Origin of the sequence: Pseudomonas baltica, from assembly GCF_014235765.1 — a bacterium.
Classification (GTDB): domain Bacteria; phylum Pseudomonadota; class Gammaproteobacteria; order Pseudomonadales; family Pseudomonadaceae; genus Aquipseudomonas; species Aquipseudomonas baltica.
The window spans coordinates 105,226-123,639 of record NZ_JACMYH010000005.1 but is presented as its reverse complement, the minus strand read 5'-3'; the positions used below and the strand labels follow the sequence as shown (position 1 = coordinate 123,639).

Here is an 18,414-nt window from a genome sequence, read left to right as displayed (position 1 = left end):
GTAGGCGGGCCGTTCTAACGACCCAAAGGCAATGACCAGGCGCCCTCGAAGTGACTGATTTCGTGCACTTCCGGCAGGGGCAACAAGGCCCGTGCGCTCATGCTTCGCTGGTAATCCTGCAACAGGCCATGCACTGCTGCGGCCGACACCGGTGTGTGCAGTACGCCCAGCAGCGGTAGCCGATGCTGCCGCGCCAATGCCGTGAACGGTTCCACCGGCTGTGACCCATTGCTGTAGATGACCAGCGCCCGTGCCAACCCGGTTGCGGCCAGATGGCCGATCAGCTCGCCCATGTCCAGGCCGGCCACGGTCATTTCGCAGATGACAATGTCAACGCCCTGGCGCTTCTCCAGCGAGAGGCATGCCGCGTTGAAACTTTGCGCGGTCAGGACATCGAACACGCCACACGCATTGAGCACCTGATGCATGGCGATCAGCTGGTACGGAATGTCTTCAAGCACCAGAACTCTGAGCGAACGCATGAATGAAACCTCGAGTGAGCGCATCGAGCTGCGCATTGACGGGCACTCTAAAGGGCAAGCGGCACGCTTGGGATAGGACAAGTCCGAAAGTTTCCGAGAATTTTCCTAGCAGCGTGCTATCGCCGTCGCCAGCCTGGCGATCTCGCGATTCAGCTCGGCAGCGTGAACGGTCAACTGTTCATCGCTGCCCGACCGGCAGCATGCGTTCACCTTGGCCAGCACGCGTGCCAGAGGTGCGGCATCGATCAAACAAGCGATGCCGTGGAGCCGATGAAGCACTTCGTGCAGCCGCACACGATCGAGCGTCTCGACGCTTTCCGCCAACGTCTGGCTTTCAGCCTCAAGGTTGCGCGAGAGCTCATCGAGCATTCGCTTGATGACCGCGTTATCCGCCTGGGTCAGGTGATGCAGCGTCTGCATGGAGAATGCCGGGCCTTGCTGCATGTCGGCGATGATCTGCGCCAGCTTGTCCAACGCTATCGGCTTGACCAGCAGTTCGTCCATGCCCGCTTCGGCGCAGCGCAACCGCTCGTCCTGCATGGCATTGGCGGTGCAACCGATGAGCCTGACCGGAGGCGCGGCGGACGCGGCCTCCTGCAGGCGGATGGCTTTGCACAAGGCATGGCCGTTCATGCCCGGCATATTGCAGTCGGTCAGCACCAGATCGAAATGCCCGGCCTGCCAGGCCGCCAGCGCACTCACACCGTCGCTGGCGTCCTGCACCCGGTGCCCGAGGAACTGCAACTGCTGGGTCAGTACCATCCGGTTAGCCGACAGATCGTCCACGACCAGTATGTCCAGTGCGGCGCTGTCGGGCCGAGCGTGCACGGTCGGCATCGCGTCCTGTTCAGCCTGATGCCGCACCTCGATCTGCACTTCCACCCGTGTCCCCTCGCCTTCGGTGCTGTGCAGGCTGATCGTGCCACCCATCAGTTGGACCAGCTGCTTGCAGATGCTCAGGCCCAGGCCGGTGCCGACCGATTCCTGTTGCACATCCACGTTACCCTGGACGAACGGCCTGAACAGTCTGGCCTGTTGAGCGGGCGTGATGCCCGCACCTGTGTCGCTGACGGTAATGGTCATGTGCCACTGGCCTGAACTGAGTGGCTGCGCCGCGACCGCCAGGTTGACGCTGCCCTGGCGGGTGAACTTCAAGGCGTTGCCGAGCAGGTTGTGCACCACTTGCCGCAATCGCAGCGGATCGAACCAGAACGCGCTGGCCACGCCCGGCGCAATATCGAGGTGCAGCGCTACGCCTTTGCGCTGAGCCTGGGCCGAGAACAGGCTGAGCATGCCCTCGAAGAACGGCCTCACTTCGGTTAGCTGCTCGGCCAGCAACATGCTGCCCGATTCGATCTTCGCCAGGTCCAGGCTGTCGCCGATCAGGGCGATGAGGTCCCGCGCCGAACGCCAGGCCACTTCCAGCGCCTGCGACACTGGCTGGTCGTCACGCTTGCGGCGTTCACGCTCGAGCTCGAGCAGACCGATGATGGCTGCCATGGGCGTACGGATCTCATGGCTCATGGTCGCCAGAAAAGCGCTTTTGGCCTGGTTGGCCTGTTCGGCAATGTGCCGCGCTTCGACCAGTTGGTCTTCCAGGCGCTTGCGTTCGGAAATGTCGATCCAACCACCGAGCAGGCCCTGCAACTGCCCCTCGGCGTTATAGAACGGCACGATCCATTGCCAGGCGTGAACCTTGCGGCCGCGCATCTGGATCTGCCGATCGGTCGACACCGGCTGCTGATCGTCCAGCAGCCTGAGGTAGTCACGGTGCATCTGCTGCGCTTCGTCGGCATTGACCACGGCGACTTCCAGCAATGTACGACCCTTGATGTCCTGCAGACGGGTGGCAAAGCTCTGCTCGTAACTCTTGTTGCAGGACAACAGCCGCGCCTGCAGGTCGCGGACATAGATGGGCCCGGGAATGCCATCGAGCAGCGCGTGCTGGAATGCCAGCTGATCGTTGAGTGCCTGCTCGGCCTTGAGCCGCTGACGAATCTGCGCCTTGAGTCGACCACTCCACAACAGCGACACCGCGCCCAGCACCAGCGCTGCTGCCAGCAGCCAATAGACCCAGGTGGCAATGCGTTGCCACATGGGCTCTGGAGGCACTACCGCACCCAGCCACTTCAGGCGCGCTGCACGCAGTTCCGCGACCGGATAGGCCTCCAGCGCCTTGTTGATGATGGACGTGAGCTCGGGTTCCGAGGCACGAATGGCAAAACGGTCGGGCGACCATTCGCCGGCGACGTTGCGTCCGACCTTGAGCACGCCGGGCGGATAACGGCCGACCGCACGATAGGCGCCGACTTCACTGTCGATGGTGGCATCCGCTTCGCCGCTCGCCACCATCTCGCGTGCCTTGTCGTAGGTGCTGACCAGGCGCAGCTTGATGTGCGGGTACTGGCTGCGGATCGCGCTTTCCAGGGCGTGCTCGGCCGGAATCGCCAGGACCTTGCCGGCCAGCTCGTCCAGATGACCGATGGGCAGGTCCTCGGCGCGCACGATGAACACCCAGCCCTGGCCACCGAACGAGTGGCTGAAACTCAGGAAGGCCTTGCGGTCCGGCGTTTCCGAGAGAGTGGTATTCATATCGGCCTTGCCAAGCTTCAGCATTTCCAGGCTCTGGGCCATCGAGTTGGAAGGCAGGTAGACGAACTGCAGTCCCGTCATGTGCGACAGCGTTGCCAGCACTTCACTGTTGAGCCCTACCCAGTTTCCCTGGCGGTCCCGGTACAGGTAGGGAGGATACTGCGTCGCGACCACACGCACCTGGCGGTGCCGGGCGATCCAGGCTTGTTCGGCAGGCTCCAGCGGTACCCGATGGTGGCCGATTTCCGACCCCAGCCCGGTGGTCCAGCGGGTCAGGATCTCGCGGCGCAAACCATCGTCGAGGCTGGCCAGGGCCCGCTCGACCATCTGCCCCAATATCGGATCGGCCTGGCGACTGGCGATGGTGTAACCCACGGGTGGCAGACCGCTGGGGCCGACGATATCCAGAGCCAGGTAGGGTCGCAGTGCGTTGTAGGCGCGCACGATCACCTCGTTGCTGATCATGGCGTCGACATCGCCCTGGTGCAGCGCCTGCAAGCCACTGCTCAGGCTGGGTGCGACCACGATGCGGCTGTCGGGATACACGCGTTGCACCGTGGCATCGTCGGCATAGCCATCCACCAGCGCGACCTTCTCCCCGGCCAGGCCGCTGCTGTGCTTGCTGCCCGCGCGCCGTACGATGACGCCGCGGTCAGGCATGTACTCCTTGGAAAAGGCCAGGCCATCGATGGCCTGTTCGAAGGCATTGGCGCTGGTCAGCAGATCGATTTCGCCATCCTTGAGCGCCTGCACCGCCTCGCTGCGCTGGGCAAACCCCGACACCCGCAGATCGACCCCCAGGCGGCTGCCGATCAGGCTCAGGTAGTCGGCACTCACACCTTGATAGCGGTTGCGATCGCTGGTGATGTCGATGGGTTCGTGATCGGCCAGGGAAACACCCACCCTGAGCGTGCCGTGGCGTTGCAGCCACTGCTGTTCGGTGCTGGAAAGAGGCAGTGGAGAAAGCTGCGCGAACGGTGCAACCAAGGCGAAGGGCAGGCTTTGGGCAGCGAACGCCAGGCCGGGCGAAAGGATGGCAACCGCCATGAACAACCCCGCCATCCACGCCGTCACCCCTGCGAGCGTGAGAAACGAGGTCAGTGTGGGTTTCATGCCATGCATCCTTGCCTGCGGGCCAAAGGGGCCCAGGAAAAAGTTGCATAAGCTTGGCACTGTAAAAAGCATAAAGCCCGCATCGGGCGGGCTTTATGTGTTTCAGATCGCGTCAGACGCGAGGCTGCATGCCATCACAGCGGTTTGCCGCGATTGCCATGTTGGCTGACGAAGGCTTGTACGGCCGACAGGTCGTTGGGCAACACGGTGCACTTCTCTTCGCGCTCGAACAGATCGACCAGGTGCGCAGGCAACTCCAGGGCCTTGCCTACGCCGGCCTTTTGCACGGCTTCGGGGAACTTGACCGGGTGCGCCGTTCCCAGCACCACCATTGGCGTGTCGAGGCTGCGACGACACTCGCGCGCCGCGCGTACGCCAATGGCCGTGTGTGGATCGAGGACCTCGCCGCACTCGGCGAACACCTGGGCGATGGTCTCGCAGGTTTGCTCGTCGGAGACCGCCAGCGAGTCGAACAGCTTGCGCGCCTCGGTCCAGCGTTCCTCATCGACGCTGAAACCGCCGCCCTGGCGGAAGTTGTCCATCAGGCCTGCAATGGCCGCGCCGTTGCGACCGTGCAGGTCGAACAGCAGGCGTTCGAAGTTCGACGACACCATGATGTCCATCGACGGCGACAACGTCGCGTGCAGGGTTTGCTTGACGTACTGATTGCCGCTCATGAAGCGGTGGAGGATGTCGTTGCGGTTGGTGGCCACCACCAACTGGTTGATCGGCAGGCCCATGTTGCGCGCCAGATAGCCGGCGAAGATATCGCCAAAGTTGCCGGTGGGCACCGAGAACGCCACCGAACGTGCCGGGCCGCCCAGTTGCAGGGCCGCGTGGAAGTAGTAGACGATCTGGGCCATGATCCGCGCCCAGTTGATCGAGTTCACTGCAACCAACGGCGTGCCCTTGAGGAAACTCTGGTCGGCGAAGCTGTTCTTGACCATTTCCTGGCAGTCGTCGAAATTGCCTTCGATGGCGATGTTGTGCACGTTGTCGCCGGTAATCGTGGTCATTTGCCGACGCTGAACCGCAGACACGCGCTCATGCGGATGCAGGATGAAAATATCGACGTTCTCGCAGTGCTTGCAGCCTTCGATTGCGGCCGAACCGGTATCGCCACTGGTGGCGCCGACGATCACCACACGCTGGCTGCGTTTGGCCAGTACGTAGTCGAGCAGCCGCCCCAGCAGCTGCAGGGCAAAGTCCTTGAACGCCAGCGTTGGCCCGTGGAACAGCTCCATCACCCACTCGTTACCACCCAGCTGGCGCAAAGGTGCGACGGATGCATGGGCGAATACCGCGTAGGTTTCTTCGAGAATCTTCTTGAAATCGGCATCCGGAATGCTGCCGGTGACGAACGGGCGCATGACCCGAAATGCCAGCTCGTGATAAGGCAGCCCCGCCCACGAGGCGATTTCTTCCTGGGTGAAGCGCGGCAGGTTTTCCGGGACATAGAGGCCACCGTCACTGGCCAGACCGGCGAGCAGAACCTCTTCGAAGTTCAGGGCCGGGGCCTGACCGCGAGTACTGATATAACGCATTGCGAATTCCTCTGGCAGCTGCCGCTTAGTTCAAGTGCTCGACACGGATGCGCACGACCGGGCCAACCACGCCCTGCAAGGCTTCCAGCGCCTTGATGGCATCATTGATGTGCTGTTCGACGACGCGGTGGGTCAGCAGGATCATCGGCACCAGGCCATCGTGTTCCTCGACCTCTTTCTGCATGATCGACTCGATGTTGATGCCACGCTCGGAGAGGATGCTCGCCACCTGCGCCAGCACGCCCGGATGATCCTTGGCCTGAATGCGCAGGTAGTAGGCGCTTTCGCAGGCCTCGATGGGCAGGATCGGGTGAGCGGAAAGCGAATCCGGCTGGAAGGCCAGGTGAGGCACGCGATTCTCCGGGTCCGAGGTCATGGCGCGGACCACGTCGACCAGGTCGGCGACCACGCTCGAGGCAGTCGGCTCCATGCCCGCACCGGCACCGTAGAACAGGGTTGAACCGGCCGCGTCGCCGTTCACCATCACTGCGTTCATCACGCCATTGACGTTGGCGATCAGACGGTCGGCCGGGATCAGCGTCGGGTGCACCCGCAGCTCGATACCACGCTCGGTGCTGCGCGCCACACCCAGATGCTTGATGCGGTAGCCCAGGGCTTCGGCGTAGTTGACGTCGGCCGTGGTCAGGCGGGTGATGCCTTCGGTGTAGGCCTTGTCGAACTGCAGCGGAATGCCGAAGGCGATGGACGCCAGGATGGTCAATTTGTGCGCCGCGTCGATACCTTCGACGTCGAAGGTGGGGTCGGCCTCGGCATAACCCAGGGCCTGCGCTTCGGCCAGGACGTCCTCGAAGGTACGACCCTTCTCGCGCATTTCGGTCAGGATGAAGTTGCCAGTACCGTTGATGATGCCCGCGACCCAGTTGATGCGGTTGGCCGACAGGCCTTCGCGAATGGCCTTGATCACCGGGATGCCACCCGCCACGGCGGCTTCGAACGCAACGATCACGCCCTTCTCGCGTGCCTTGGCGAAGATCTCGTTGCCGTGCACTGCAATCAGCGCCTTGTTGGCGGTGACCACGTGCTTGCCGTTTTCGATGGCCTTGAGTACCAGCTCGCGCGCGATGCCGTAGCCACCGATCAGTTCGATGACGACATCGATATCCGGGTTGCAGGCCACGGCGAAGACATCGTTGGTAATGGGGGTACCGGCGATCTGGCAATTGGGGTTCTGCGAGCGCATCGCAATCTGCGCCACTTCAATACCGCGCCCGGCACGGCGGGCAATCTCCTCGGCGTTGCGCTGAAGTACGTTGAAGGTGCCGCCACCGACGGTACCTAACCCACAGATGCCTACTTTGACCGGTTTCACTCTGAACTCCCCATGAAACGACCGCCTCGATGACGGTCGTGATACTGGCCGCAGGCCGTGAGCCTTCGGCTATTGATGACGTGCGAGTGCCACTCAGCCTTTCGCGTCGAGGGCCAGCTTGGCGACGTTGGCGGCCGGCTGGTAACCCGGAATGACCTGACCGTTCTCCAGCACGATGGCTGGCGTGCCGGTGACGCCGATCGACTGGCCCAGCTCGAACTGCCTGGCCACCGGGTTGGCGCATGAAGGCGCCTTGATGGTGTCGCCCGATACCATCTTGTCCATCGCTGCCTTGCGGTCCTTGGAGCACCAGACAGCCTGCAGCTGTTCGTCACCGGCCGACTTCAAGCCCTGGCGCGGGAACGCCACGTAGCGGACCTCGACACCCATGCGGTTCAGCTCGGGGACTTCGGCGTGCAGCTTGTGGCAGTACGGACAGGTGGTATCGGTGAAGACCGTGATGTGCGACTTGGTTTCGCCCACCGCGGGGTACACAACGGTATCGGCTACCGGGATCGCGTTGACGGTCTTGGCAATGGCCAGTCGCTCGGTTTTCTCGGTGAGGTTGACCGGCTTGCCGTCCTGGATCTGGAACAGGTAGCCCTGCATGACGAACTGACCGTCGGCGCTGGCGTAAAGCACGCGACCGCCCTTGAGCTTGACCTCGTACAAGCCGTTGAGCGGACTGGCGGCGACGCTTTCGATCGGCACTTCCAGTTGCAGGGTCTGCAGGGTCTTGCGAATCGCTTGTTCCGCAGCCGGGTCGGCAACGGCAAAGGTGCTGGCCAGCGCAAGGGCTGCGGCGGCGAAAAGGCGGGTCACGCGCATGGGAACTCCTGGAGCGACGGACTTGAGGGGCGGTGGACGATCAGCTCGTCACAGCCCGCTGCATAAACCGGGCAAGCCTACCACATTCATTGGCCAAGACCGACTCTGGACAACCCTCGACACAGCCTTGGAGCACGTTGTTTCATCCGCGCGGATGATGCCTGGCATGAAGCTCCTGCAGACGCGCGCGTGCCACGTGGGTGTAGATCTGCGTGGTCGACAGATCGCTGTGGCCGAGCAGCATCTGCACCACGCGCAGATCCGCACCGTGATTGAGCAGATGCGTCGCGAAGGCGTGGCGCAGCGTGTGCGGCGACAGCGACTTGGCGATGCCGGCGACCTGGGCCTGATGCTTGATCCGATGCCAGAAGGTCTGTCGCGTCATCTGCTCGCCGCGCTGGCTGGGGAAGACCACGTCGCTGGGCCTGCCGCCGAGCAGTTCGTGACGTCCGTCGCGCAGGTACCGCTCGACCCAGACCACCGCTTCCTCACCCATCGGCACCAGGCGCTCCTTGTTGCCCTTGCCCACCACGCGCAATACACCCTGGCGCAGATTGACCTGGTCCAGGGTCAGGCTGATCAACTCGGTCACGCGCAGGCCGCAGGCATACAGCACCTCGAGCATGGCGCGATCCCGCTGGCCGATCGGCTCGCTCAGATCGGGCGCCTGCAATAACGCTTCGACGTCGGCTTCGGACAACGATTTCGGCAACGGTTTGCCCAGTTGCGGCATGTCGATCTGCAGCGTCGGGTCGGCACCGATCAGCTTTTCGCGCAGCAGGTAGCGATAGAAGCCGCGCGCGCCCGACAGCAGGCGTGCCGTGGAGCGCGCCTTGTAACCCTGCTCGACCCGCCAGGCCAGGTGATCGAGCAGTACATCGCGGCCCGCCGCCTCCAGCGCGATGCCGCGCTCGTGCAACCAACCATTGAACAATGCAAGGTCGCTGCGGTAACTGTTGCGGCTGTTTTCCGATAGGCCTTTTTCCAGCCACAAGGCATCGAGAAATTGGTCGATCAGGGGGTGGTCGAGGGCAGGCATCGCAATCGCAGGGCTGTGGGGGTGCGGGGATGATAACAGGGCGCAGCGTCAGGGCGACGCCTTCGCGGGCAGAGGGCTCGCCGCCCGCCCCCCTCCCACATGAACCTTACCCACCCGTTCACGCTCGCCTACACACTTTCGCCCACAAAAAAGGCAGCCCGAAGGCTGCCTTTTCCTGCATCAGAAACAAACTGTACTCAGGACAGTTTTTCCTTGATACGTGCTGCTTTACCAGACAGGTCGCGCAGGTAGTACAGCTTGGCTTTGCGCACGTCACCACGACGTTTCACGGCCATGCTGTCGATCTGCGGGCTGTAGGTCTGGAAAGTACGCTCTACACCTACACCGTTGGAGATTTTACGAACGGTGAAAGCACTGTTCACGCCGCGGTTGCGCTTGGCGATAACAACGCCTTCGAACGCCTGCAGGCGCGAGCGATCGCCTTCCTTCACTTTCACCTGAACGACAATGGTGTCGCCCGGGGCAAAGGGAGGGATTTCTTTGGTCATCTGCTCTGCTTCGAGTGCAAGGATGATTTTGTTGGTCATGCTGTGCTCCTAAGGTAAATCGTCTGACTTACCATCGATACGTTAACTATCGTCCCGCTCGCGGAGGTACTCCGCCAGCAGCTTGTTCTCTTCTCCAGAAAGCGAGCGTCTTTCCAGAAGATCGGCACGTCGTTCGTAGGTCCGCCCAAGGGACTGCTGCAAACGCCAGCGCCGGATGTGTGCATGATTGCCGCTAAGCAATATGTCGGGAACACGCTGATCCGCATACACCTCCGGTCGGGTGTAGTGCGGGCAATCCAGCAGACCGTCGGTGAAGGAATCTTCCTCCGCGGAGTCCGCATGCCCCAAAGCTCCGGGCAGCAGCCGTGTAACCGCATCGATCAGGACCATGGCAGGCAATTCACCGCCCGACAGCACATAGTCGCCAACAGACCACTCTTCATCGACATGAGCTTCAATGAAACGCTCGTCGATGCCTTCGTACCGCCCGGCGATCAGAATCAAGGATTCGGACGTCGCCAGTTGTTTCACCGCACCCTGTACCAGCGGCCGGCCCTGGGGCGAAAGGTAGATCACCTTCGCCGCTTCCCCTGCCGCAGCCTTGGCCTGAACCAGAGCGTCTTCCAGGGGCTTGATCTTCATCACCATTCCCGGACCACCGCCGAAGGGCCGGTCATCCACTGTGTGGTGACGGTCCGTGGTGTAGTCCCGCGGATTCCAGCAGGTCAATTGCAACAACCCCTGTTTCACCGCGCGGCTGGTAATGCCGTACTCGCTGATGGCCGAGAACATCTCGGGGAACAGGGTGATCACTTCCACGCGAAAGGTTGCCATCGCCTAGAAGTCCGCGTCCCAATCCACCCTCATCTCGCCAGCGGCCAGGTCGACCTTCAACACGCATTGCGCCGTATAGGGCAACAGGCGTTCACGATCATCCAGGCTGCCCGCGCAGGGCTTCACCACCATTACATCGTTGGCGCCGGTCTCCAACAGGTGATCGACGGTGCCGAGCAATTGCTCTTGCAGGTCGATGACTTTCAGGCCCTGAAGCTGATACCAGTAGTAGTCATCTTCGGCCAGGTCGGGCAAAAGGCTGCGCGAGATGCAAATCTCGTAACCGGACAGAAGACGTGCTTCGTCGCGATCGTCCAGGCCTTTCAACTTGGCAACCAGATCCTTTTGCGTGGATCGGCCGCTGACCAGCTCTACCTGCCTGGTCACGCCTTCGCGCCGGAGCGTCCAGGAGGTGTACTGCAGCAGGTTTTCAATCGGATCGGTAAAGGAAAAGACCTTCACCTCGCCGCGAACGCCGTGTACCGAGAAAATCTTGCCGACGACGATCAAGTCATCAGCGGAATCTGGCGTCGCGTTCATATTGCTCAGGCCGCGGCCTTGGCATTTTCCTTCAGCAACTGAGCAACGCGCTCAGAAGGCTGTGCACCAACGCTCAACCAGTGGTTGACGCGCTCTTGGTTCACGGACAGACGGATTTCCTGACCACGGGCAACAGGGTTAAAGAAACCCACGTGCTCTTTGTGGGAACCGTCACGCGGGTTGCGCGAGTCGGTTACGGTCAGTTGGTAAAACGGGCGCTTTTTGGAGCCGCCACGGGCAAGACGGATGGTTAGCATTGAACATCGTTCCTGTAGTCGGTGCTGCAAATCATAATGCACAGCGGGCACACGGGTGCCCGAAAGGCCGCATATTCTCAAGGAATACACGGACATTTGCAAATGCCTTTTTCCGATAGGTCGAGGCTTGCAGCGAGGATTTGCCTATGAGCCGTTGCAAGCAACGGAGTTTGGCCACATGGCCAGGGTATTCATCGGCAAGAGGGATGTGTTTGTAGGAGCGGGCTCCCACGGGGTTCTCGTGCCGACGCAATGGGTTACATCTTGGGCATGCCGCCACCGCCGCCGGGCAGCATGCCGCCCATACCGCGCATCATCTTGGCCATGCCGCCCTTGGTCGAGAACTTCTTCATCATCTTCTGCATCTGCTTGTGCTGCTTGATCAAGCGACCGATGTCCTGCACCTGGGTACCCGAGCCCATGGCGATGCGACGCTTGCGCGAGCCGCTGATCACGTCAGGGTCGCGGCGCTCGGCCGGGGTCATGGAGTTGATGATGGCTTCCATCTGCTTGAACTGCTTCTCGGCAACGTTCTGAGCGTTGCCCATCTGCGAGAGGTTCACACCGCCGATGCTCGGCAGCTTGTCCATCAGGCCGCCCAGGCCGCCCATGGTCTTCATCTGTACGAGCTGGTCGCGGAAGTCTTCGAGGTCGAAGCCCTTGCCCTTCTTCAGCTTCTTGGCCAGCTTGTCGGCCTTGTCCTTGTCCAGCGACTGCTCGGCCTGCTCGATCAGGCTGAGCACGTCGCCCATGCCCAGGATGCGCGAGGCGATGCGGTCGGGGTGGAACGGCTCGAGCGCTTCGCTCTTCTCGCCCATGCCGATGAACTTGATCGGCTTGCCGGTGATGGCACGCACCGACAGTGCGGCACCGCCGCGAGCGTCGCCGTCGACCTTGGTCAGGATCACACCGGTGAGCGGTAACGCATCACCGAAGGCCTTGGCCGTGTTGGCTGCGTCCTGGCCGGTCATGGCGTCGACCACGAACAGGGTTTCGGCAGGCTTGACCGCCGCGTGCAGCTGTTGGATCTCGCCCATCATCTCGGCGTCGATGTGCAGGCGCCCGGCGGTGTCGAGGATGACCACGTCGATGAACTTGAGCTTGGCCTCGCGGATCGCGGCGTTGGCGATGTCCACGGGCTTCTGGCTGATGTCCGACGGGAAGAAGGTCACGCCGATATCGTTGGCCAGGGTTTCCAGCTGCTTGATGGCTGCCGGGCGGTAGACGTCTGCCGACACCACCATCACCGTCTTCTTCTTGCGCTCCTTGAGGTAGCGCGCCAGCTTGCCGGCGGTGGTGGTCTTGCCCGCACCCTGCAGGCCGGCCATGAGGATGACCGCCGGCGGGGTCACCGCCAGGCTCAGCTCCTCGTTGGCCGCGCCCATCATCTCGACGAGCTCGGCCTGGACGATCTTCACGAACGCCTGGCCTGGGGTCAGGCTGCGCGAAACCTCGGTGCCGACCGCACGCTCCTTGACCTTGTTGACGAAGTCCTTCACCACCGGCAAGGCGACGTCGGCTTCGAGCAGCGCCATGCGCACTTCGCGCAGGGTGTCTTTGATGTTGTCCTCGGTCAGCTTGGCTTTGCCGGTAACGTGGCGAAGCGTCTGCGAGAGGCGGTCTGTAAGGTTTTCAAACATGTCGCGATCCTTTCTGGCTCTGGTTGAGCCGAGGTTGTGGCGGCAAGAGCAGGCCGGCGATTATAACCAAGAGTGGGTGCCACGGACACTGCGCGGTATGCAGTCTTTCGTCGGCGGGCATTTGATGCCAAACTCAGGCACTTTCCGGCTTGTGCTCCACAGGACCTATGCTCCCCTTGTCACCCAGTCTAATCCCCACCCTCGCCGCCGCCTGCCTGTACGCCGCTGCGACTGCCTATCAGGCAACCCGTATCGGCCAAGGCGGCAAGGCTGACAAGCGCGTGCTCTACCTGTTCGGCTTCCTGGCCGTGATTGCCCACGGCTGCGCGTTGTTCTCGCAGTTGCTCACCCCCCTGGGGCTGAGCCTGGACTTCTTCAGCGCGGCCAGCCTGATCGCCGTGGCGGTGATCGCCCTGACCCTGCTGGCCACCAGCCAGATACCCGTGGAAAACCTGCTGGTGCTGCTGTTTCCCCTGGGCCTGGCGACCATCCTGATCGCCCAGTTCGCGCCCGGCGGGACTGCACCGCTGATCCACGAAGAGCCAGGCATTCTCACGCACATCCTGCTGTCCATCTTGGCCTATGGCATGTTCACCATCGCCGTGTTCCAGTCGTTGCTGCTGTTGCTGCAGGACCACCAGCTCAAGCACAAGCATCCGGCAGGGCTGATCAAGAATTTCCCGCCGCTGCAGACCATGGAAAGCCTGCTGTTCGGTTTCATCTGGGCCGGCTGGGCACTGCTGTCGCTGTCACTGATTTCAGGCTGGGTGTTCGTCGAGAACCTGTTCGCGCAACACCTGGTGCACAAGACCCTGCTCGCCTGCCTGGCCTGGATCGTTTTCAGCGTGCTGCTGTGGGGACGCAATCGCCTGGGCTGGCGCGGGCACAAGGCCATTCGCTGGACGCTGGCCGGCTTCTGCCTGCTGATGCTGGCCTATTTCGGCAGCAAGCTGGTTCGCGAATACATTCTGCACATCTGACAGGTCACCCATGGACACTCTGCCCCTAGGGCCGATGCTCGGCGCGCTGGCGCTGGCAATTCTCCTCGCCGCGCTGCTTTGCGCAGTGGAAGCCGCGCTGCACACGCTGGCCGCACAGCGCCCTACCGGGCGCAATGGCGATCGACCGGCGCTGCAGGCGCCGCTGCCCAGCCTAGTGCTGCTCAATACCCTGGCCCGTGCCATGGCGGTGACCCTGGGGGTAACGCTTGGCATCTATCTGCGCGGCGCCCATGGCGCCTGGCTCGGTGGCCTGGGCACCACGCTCGCCCTGCTGGTGCTGGCCGACTACCTGCCACGCCGCCTTGCCCAGCGCTACCCGCGGCCGTTCATCGGCATGGCCAATGCGTTGCTGGCGCCGCCACTCAAGCTGGTCTGGCCGCTGGCATGGCTACTGGACGGCGCCGCGCGGCTGCTGGTCGTGCCGTTCGCCCGCAAGGAACCCGGCAAAGGCGCCCAGCAGGAGCCTGCCATACCGCGCAGTGTGCTGGACGAACTGGCCGCCGAAGCGCGCAGCAACAAACCGCACCTGGCCAACAGCATCCATGCGTTGGACAAGATCACCGTCAACGACATCCTGGTGCCGCGCAACGAAATCGACGGCATCAATCTGGAAGATTCGCTGGACGAGATCATCGACCAGCTGATGATCAGCCGCCATACCCGCCTGCCGGTCTTCCACAACGACATCAACCATGTCGAACGGGTGCTCAATACCCGCCAGATCAGCCACCTGCTGCCGCACCGCGAACTCACCATCGAGGCCTTGCTGGCCGCCTGCTATGAGGCTTACTTCGTGCCCGAAAGCACGCCCCTGCAGATGCAGCTGCTGAATTTCCACAAGCAGCAACGCCGATTGGGCATCGTCGTCGACGAATACGGCGAGGTGCAGGGCATCGTCACCCTGGAAGACATTCTGGAAGAGATCGTCGGCGAGTTCGAAGATGACGATGCGCTGGCCAATCCGCATATCCATCCGCAGCTGGATGGCCGCTTCGTGGTCGAAGGCCAGGCCTCCATTCGCGACATCAACAAGAGCCTGGGCTGGCACCTGCCCAGCGATGGCCCCAAGACCTTGAACGGCCTGGTCACCGAGGCGCTGGAAAGCATTCCAGCCAGCGCGGTGTGCCTGAAGATCGGACGCTATCGCATGGAAATTCTCGAGACCGAGGAAAACCGCGCGTCACGGGTGCTTATATGGCACGCGAGCAGCCTGCCAGCAGCGTGACGGCGGTGTCGCGCCCTCGCAAAACCGGCGCCGCCGCTCGCCAGGCACCGGTCGACTCAGACCTTACAGTTCGACCTTGACCGCTTGCGAGGCGCGCGTGGCCTTGGCCCGGGCTGCCTCGATCGATTCGTCGCGGGCCAGGGCCACGCCCATGCGCCGTTGCCCATTGACCTCGGGCTTGCCGAACAGACGCAGCGCCGTATCCGGTTCGGCCAGTGCCGCGCCGAGGTTGTCGAAGGCGGTCTGGCGAGAGTTGCCTTCGACCAGGATCACCGCCGAGGCGGATGGCCCGAACTGCCGGACCAGCGGGATCGGCAACCCGAGAATGGCGCGTGCGTGCAAGGCGAACTGGGACAGATCCTGGGAAATCAGGGTGACCAGGCCGGTATCGTGCGGACGCGGCGAGACCTCGCTGAACCACACCTGATCACCCTTGATGAACAGTTCGACGCCGAACAGGCCGCGCCCACCCAGGGCTTCGGTCACTGCACGCGCCACCCGCTCCGACTCGGCCAGGGCCACCGGGCTCATCGCCTGGGGCTGCCAGGACTCTTGATAGTCGCCCTTCTCCTGCCGGTGGCCAACCGGTGCGCAGAACGTCGTCCCGCCAACGTGGCGGACGGTCAGCAAGGTGATCTCGTAGTCGAAGTCGATGAAACCTTCGATGATCACACGGCCCTTGCCGGCGCGCCCGCCCTCCTGGGCATAGTCCCACGCTTCCTGCACATCGGCCGCCGAGCGCAGCAGGCTCTGGCCCTTGCCCGAAGAGCTCATGACCGGCTTGACCACGCACGGGAAACCCAGGTCCTGCACGGCCCGCGCGTAGTCTTCGAAGGTGTCGGCAAAATGGTACGGCGAGGTCGGCAGGTCCAGCTCTTCGGCGGCCAGGCGGCGAATGCCCTCGCGGTTCATGGTCAGTTGGGCTGCGCGCGCAGTCGGCACCACGGTGAAGCCTTCGGACTCCAGCTCCACCAGCGTGGCGGTGGCGATGGCCTCGATCTCGGGCACGATGTAGTGCGGTTTTTCCGCTTCGATGACCGACCGCAAGGCGGCGCCATCGAGCATGTTGATGACATGGCTGCGATGGGCCACTTGCATGGCCGGCGCATCGGCGTAACGGTCTACGGCGATGACTTCGACGCCCAGGCGTTGCAGCTCGATCACCACTTCCTTGCCCAGCTCGCCGCAGCCGCACAGCAGTACGCGGGTCGCGGTCGGCGACAGGGGGGTTCCGATACGGGTCATTTCAGGTCCTCAGGGAATCGTCTGGATCGAGGGGCAGCACGCAGGCCAACCCGACAGGGGCGGGCATTTTAACTCAACACGGCTTTGCGTGCGCCAGTCTCGCCGCCCACAGGCAAGGGCTGGATCAGCCGCCCGCAAATACCAGGCCCTGAGCCACGGCTCGCTCGTGGGCGAGGCGCAGCACGGCGCGGCGCTGGTCGTCGCTCATGCGCCCCCACTGGGTAATTTCCGCGGCGGTGCGCTGGCAGCCCGTGCACACATCCTGCTCATCCAGGGCGCAGACACTGATGCACGGAGACTTGACCGGCTTGGGCGGAGAATTCACGAGTCCTGCTCGATCAGTTCGCGAGCATAGCGCTGGGCATTGTGCACATAGTGCGCGGCGCTGGCTTCGAGCATGCGCTTCTGGGCTTCGCTCAGCTCGCGCACGACCTTGCCCGGCGAGCCCATGACCAGCGATCCATCGGGAATTTCCTTACCCTCGGCAATCAGCGAGTTGGCGCCGATGATGCAGTGCTTGCCGATCCTGGCGCCGTTGAGAATGACGGCGTTGATCCCGATCAGGCTGAAGTCGTCCACAGTGCAGCCATGCAGCATGGCATTGTGGCCAATGGTCACGCCGCGACCGATGGTCAGCGGCACGCCGGCATCGGTATGCATCACGGTGCCGTCCTGCACGTTGCTGTGCTCGCCGATGTCGATCAGCTCGTTGTCGCCGCGCAGCACGGCGCCGAACCACACGCTGGCCCCGGCCTGCAGGCGCACCTTGCCGATGAGGGTGGCATTGGGTGCGACCCAGCTGTCGGGATGGGTTTCGACGCGCGAGTCGCCCAGACGGTATTTCATGTGATCTCCTCGACGCGGCAATGGTCGGCACGGCGCCCCGCCGCACTACGTTCAGATGACGGTCAGATGGCGGTGTAATGCTCGGGAGGCCGATGCAGGCTGATCCGGGCGTCATACATCAGGTTGACGAGTTCGACGATCATGATCGCCGACAATCCCCATATCTTGTACTCGCCGAAGCGATAGCTGGGCACGTACCAGCTGCGGCCCTGGTAATCGATGCGGTGGGTGTGCTCGCGCGGGTCCTGCCGAAAGAACTCCAGCGGCACGGAAAACACCGCGGCGATTTCGGCATCGTTGGGTCGGTATTCGACATAGTCGGGAATGATGCCCACGAATGGCGTGACCTTGAGCCCGTGCTTGGACACCAGCGGGCTGAGCGGACCGATGATTTCCACCAGCCCGGGCGGCAGGCCGATTTCCTCTTCGGCTTCGCGCAGGGCGGTGAATATCAGGTCAGGGTCTTGCGGGTCGCGGCGTCCGCCGGGGAAAGCCACTTCGCCACCATGGGTCGAGAGCCCCGAGGCGCGCAGTGTCAGCACCAGCTCGGGCTCGTCGCTGCGGGTGATGGGCAGCAACACGGCCGCTTCGGGAAAACGGCTGTCGGTTTCCAGTGTGCGTGGCGTATGGTTGCTCACTCGGCGAAGTAGCTCGTCCAGCATGGCGTTTCTCGATCCGTGGCCTGCTGGCATGATGCACCAAAAGCCGCTGGCAGCCCAAGCTCGATTTGCCGTGCCGCAGGCTTGCGGCACCTCGGCACTACGGCCAAGATAGCGGCAGCCATCAAGGATCTGAGCATGAATTTCTGCAGCCATTGCGGCAACCCGGTAACCCTGCGCATCCCTACCGGCGATACTCGCCCCCGATTCGTCTGCGGGCATTGCCACCTCGTCCATTACCAGAATCCCAAAGTGGTCGCGGGCTGCATCGCCGTGTGGCAGGACCAGGTCTTGCTGTGCCGCCGGGCCATCGAGCCGCGCCGTGGTTTCTGGACCCTGCCGGCAGGCTTCATGGAAAACGGCGAAACGCTGCAACAGGCTGCCAGCCGGGAAACCGTCGAAGAAGCCTGCGCACAGGTGACCAACCTTGCGTTGTACACCGTGTTCGATCTGCCGCACATCAGCCAGGTGCAGGTGTTCTACCGAGCCGAAATGTCCGAGCCTTCGTTTGCCGTGGGCGAGGAAAGCCTGGAAGTGGGCTTGTTCGCGCAAAATCAGATCCCTTGGGCGGAGCTGGCTTTCCCCACCGTCGGCCGTACCTTAGAATACTTTTTCGCCGACCGGCTGGAGCACAGCTACCCGGTTCGCAACGAGTGCCTGGGGCCGCTGCTCGCGCGCTGGCCACAGGCCTGACCCATCGCACCGGCGCCAGCGGCGCGTTTCCATTGCA

General features: G+C 62.9%; 18 protein-coding genes. 3 read left to right on the top strand and 15 right to left on the bottom strand.

What is annotated here, in order from left to right; genetic code table 11:
* Nucleotides 1-14: 14 nt before the first annotated feature.
* From H7993_RS16835 to ffh, 11 genes are all read right to left on the bottom strand, one after another.
* Complete coding sequence (locus H7993_RS16835; protein WP_185795059.1) at nucleotides 15-482, bottom strand: response regulator; 468 nt, start codon at nucleotides 480-482, stop codon at nucleotides 15-17.
* A 105-nt stretch (nucleotides 483-587) separates the two neighbouring features.
* Nucleotides 588-4,187, bottom strand: a complete 3,600-nt coding sequence (locus tag H7993_RS16830) for an ATP-binding protein (RefSeq protein ID WP_244647075.1) — start codon at nucleotides 4,185-4,187, stop codon at nucleotides 588-590.
* A 134-nt stretch (nucleotides 4,188-4,321) separates the two neighbouring features.
* Nucleotides 4,322-5,731 (bottom strand): threonine synthase, encoded by a 1,410-nt coding sequence (gene thrC / locus H7993_RS16825; protein ID WP_185795058.1) that lies wholly within the window; start codon nucleotides 5,729-5,731, stop codon nucleotides 4,322-4,324.
* Nucleotides 5,732-5,756: 25 nt separating this feature from the next.
* Nucleotides 5,757-7,061, bottom strand: a complete 1,305-nt coding sequence (locus tag H7993_RS16820; protein WP_122475085.1) for a homoserine dehydrogenase — start codon at nucleotides 7,059-7,061, stop codon at nucleotides 5,757-5,759.
* A 93-nt stretch (nucleotides 7,062-7,154) separates the two neighbouring features.
* Complete coding sequence (locus H7993_RS16815) at nucleotides 7,155-7,889, bottom strand: DsbC family protein (RefSeq protein WP_122475087.1); 735 nt, start codon at nucleotides 7,887-7,889, stop codon at nucleotides 7,155-7,157.
* A gap of 142 nt (nucleotides 7,890-8,031) precedes the next feature.
* Nucleotides 8,032-8,928 (bottom strand): site-specific tyrosine recombinase XerD, encoded by an 897-nt coding sequence (gene xerD / locus H7993_RS16810; RefSeq protein ID WP_122475089.1) that lies wholly within the window; start codon nucleotides 8,926-8,928, stop codon nucleotides 8,032-8,034.
* 197 nt (nucleotides 8,929-9,125) lie between these two features.
* Complete coding sequence (gene rplS, locus H7993_RS16805; RefSeq protein WP_043193039.1) at nucleotides 9,126-9,476, bottom strand: 50S ribosomal protein L19; 351 nt, start codon at nucleotides 9,474-9,476, stop codon at nucleotides 9,126-9,128.
* A gap of 42 nt (nucleotides 9,477-9,518) precedes the next feature.
* Entirely contained in the window at nucleotides 9,519-10,271 is a 753-nt protein-coding gene (gene trmD / locus H7993_RS16800) for a tRNA (guanosine(37)-N1)-methyltransferase TrmD (protein WP_185795057.1), read from the bottom strand.
* 3 nt (nucleotides 10,272-10,274) lie between these two features.
* Nucleotides 10,275-10,811 (bottom strand): ribosome maturation factor RimM, encoded by a 537-nt coding sequence (rimM, locus tag H7993_RS16795; RefSeq protein WP_185795056.1) that lies wholly within the window; start codon nucleotides 10,809-10,811, stop codon nucleotides 10,275-10,277.
* A gap of 5 nt (nucleotides 10,812-10,816) precedes the next feature.
* Nucleotides 10,817-11,068, bottom strand: coding sequence for a 30S ribosomal protein S16 (rpsP, locus tag H7993_RS16790; protein WP_043193034.1), 252 nt, complete (start codon nucleotides 11,066-11,068; stop codon nucleotides 10,817-10,819).
* A gap of 257 nt (nucleotides 11,069-11,325) precedes the next feature.
* Nucleotides 11,326-12,708, bottom strand: a complete 1,383-nt coding sequence (gene ffh / locus H7993_RS16785; protein ID WP_185795055.1) for a signal recognition particle protein — start codon at nucleotides 12,706-12,708, stop codon at nucleotides 11,326-11,328.
* Between the two features lie 167 nt (nucleotides 12,709-12,875).
* On the opposite strand from ffh, the gene H7993_RS16780 reads away from it, so the two are divergent.
* Entirely contained in the window at nucleotides 12,876-13,688 is an 813-nt protein-coding gene (locus H7993_RS16780) for a cytochrome C assembly family protein (protein WP_122475097.1), read from the top strand.
* Nucleotides 13,689-13,698: 10 nt separating this feature from the next.
* Nucleotides 13,699-14,934, top strand: coding sequence for a transporter associated domain-containing protein (locus H7993_RS16775; RefSeq protein ID WP_122475098.1), 1,236 nt, complete (start codon nucleotides 13,699-13,701; stop codon nucleotides 14,932-14,934).
* A 63-nt stretch (nucleotides 14,935-14,997) separates the two neighbouring features.
* On the opposite strand, the gene purT is transcribed toward H7993_RS16775, so the two are convergent.
* The 4 genes from purT to H7993_RS16755 form a co-directional block, all read right to left on the bottom strand.
* Nucleotides 14,998-16,179: a formate-dependent phosphoribosylglycinamide formyltransferase gene (purT, locus tag H7993_RS16770; protein WP_122475100.1), complete on the bottom strand. Its 1,182-nt coding sequence runs from the start codon at nucleotides 16,177-16,179 to the stop codon at nucleotides 14,998-15,000.
* A gap of 124 nt (nucleotides 16,180-16,303) precedes the next feature.
* A complete protein-coding gene (locus H7993_RS16765) occupies nucleotides 16,304-16,504 on the bottom strand; it encodes a DUF1289 domain-containing protein (RefSeq protein ID WP_122475102.1) in 201 nt (66 codons plus the stop codon).
* Entirely contained in the window at nucleotides 16,501-17,025 is a 525-nt protein-coding gene (locus H7993_RS16760; RefSeq protein ID WP_122475104.1) for a gamma carbonic anhydrase family protein, read from the bottom strand. The genes H7993_RS16765 and H7993_RS16760 overlap by 4 nt, the downstream gene beginning before the upstream one ends.
* A gap of 62 nt (nucleotides 17,026-17,087) precedes the next feature.
* Nucleotides 17,088-17,687: a CoA pyrophosphatase gene (locus H7993_RS16755; protein ID WP_122475105.1), complete on the bottom strand. Its 600-nt coding sequence runs from the start codon at nucleotides 17,685-17,687 to the stop codon at nucleotides 17,088-17,090.
* 135 nt (nucleotides 17,688-17,822) lie between these two features.
* Here H7993_RS16755 and H7993_RS16750 point away from each other — a divergent pair, with 135 nt between their 5' ends.
* A complete protein-coding gene (locus H7993_RS16750; RefSeq protein ID WP_185795054.1) occupies nucleotides 17,823-18,377 on the top strand; it encodes an NUDIX hydrolase in 555 nt (184 codons plus the stop codon).
* Nucleotides 18,378-18,414: the final 37 nt, after the last annotated feature.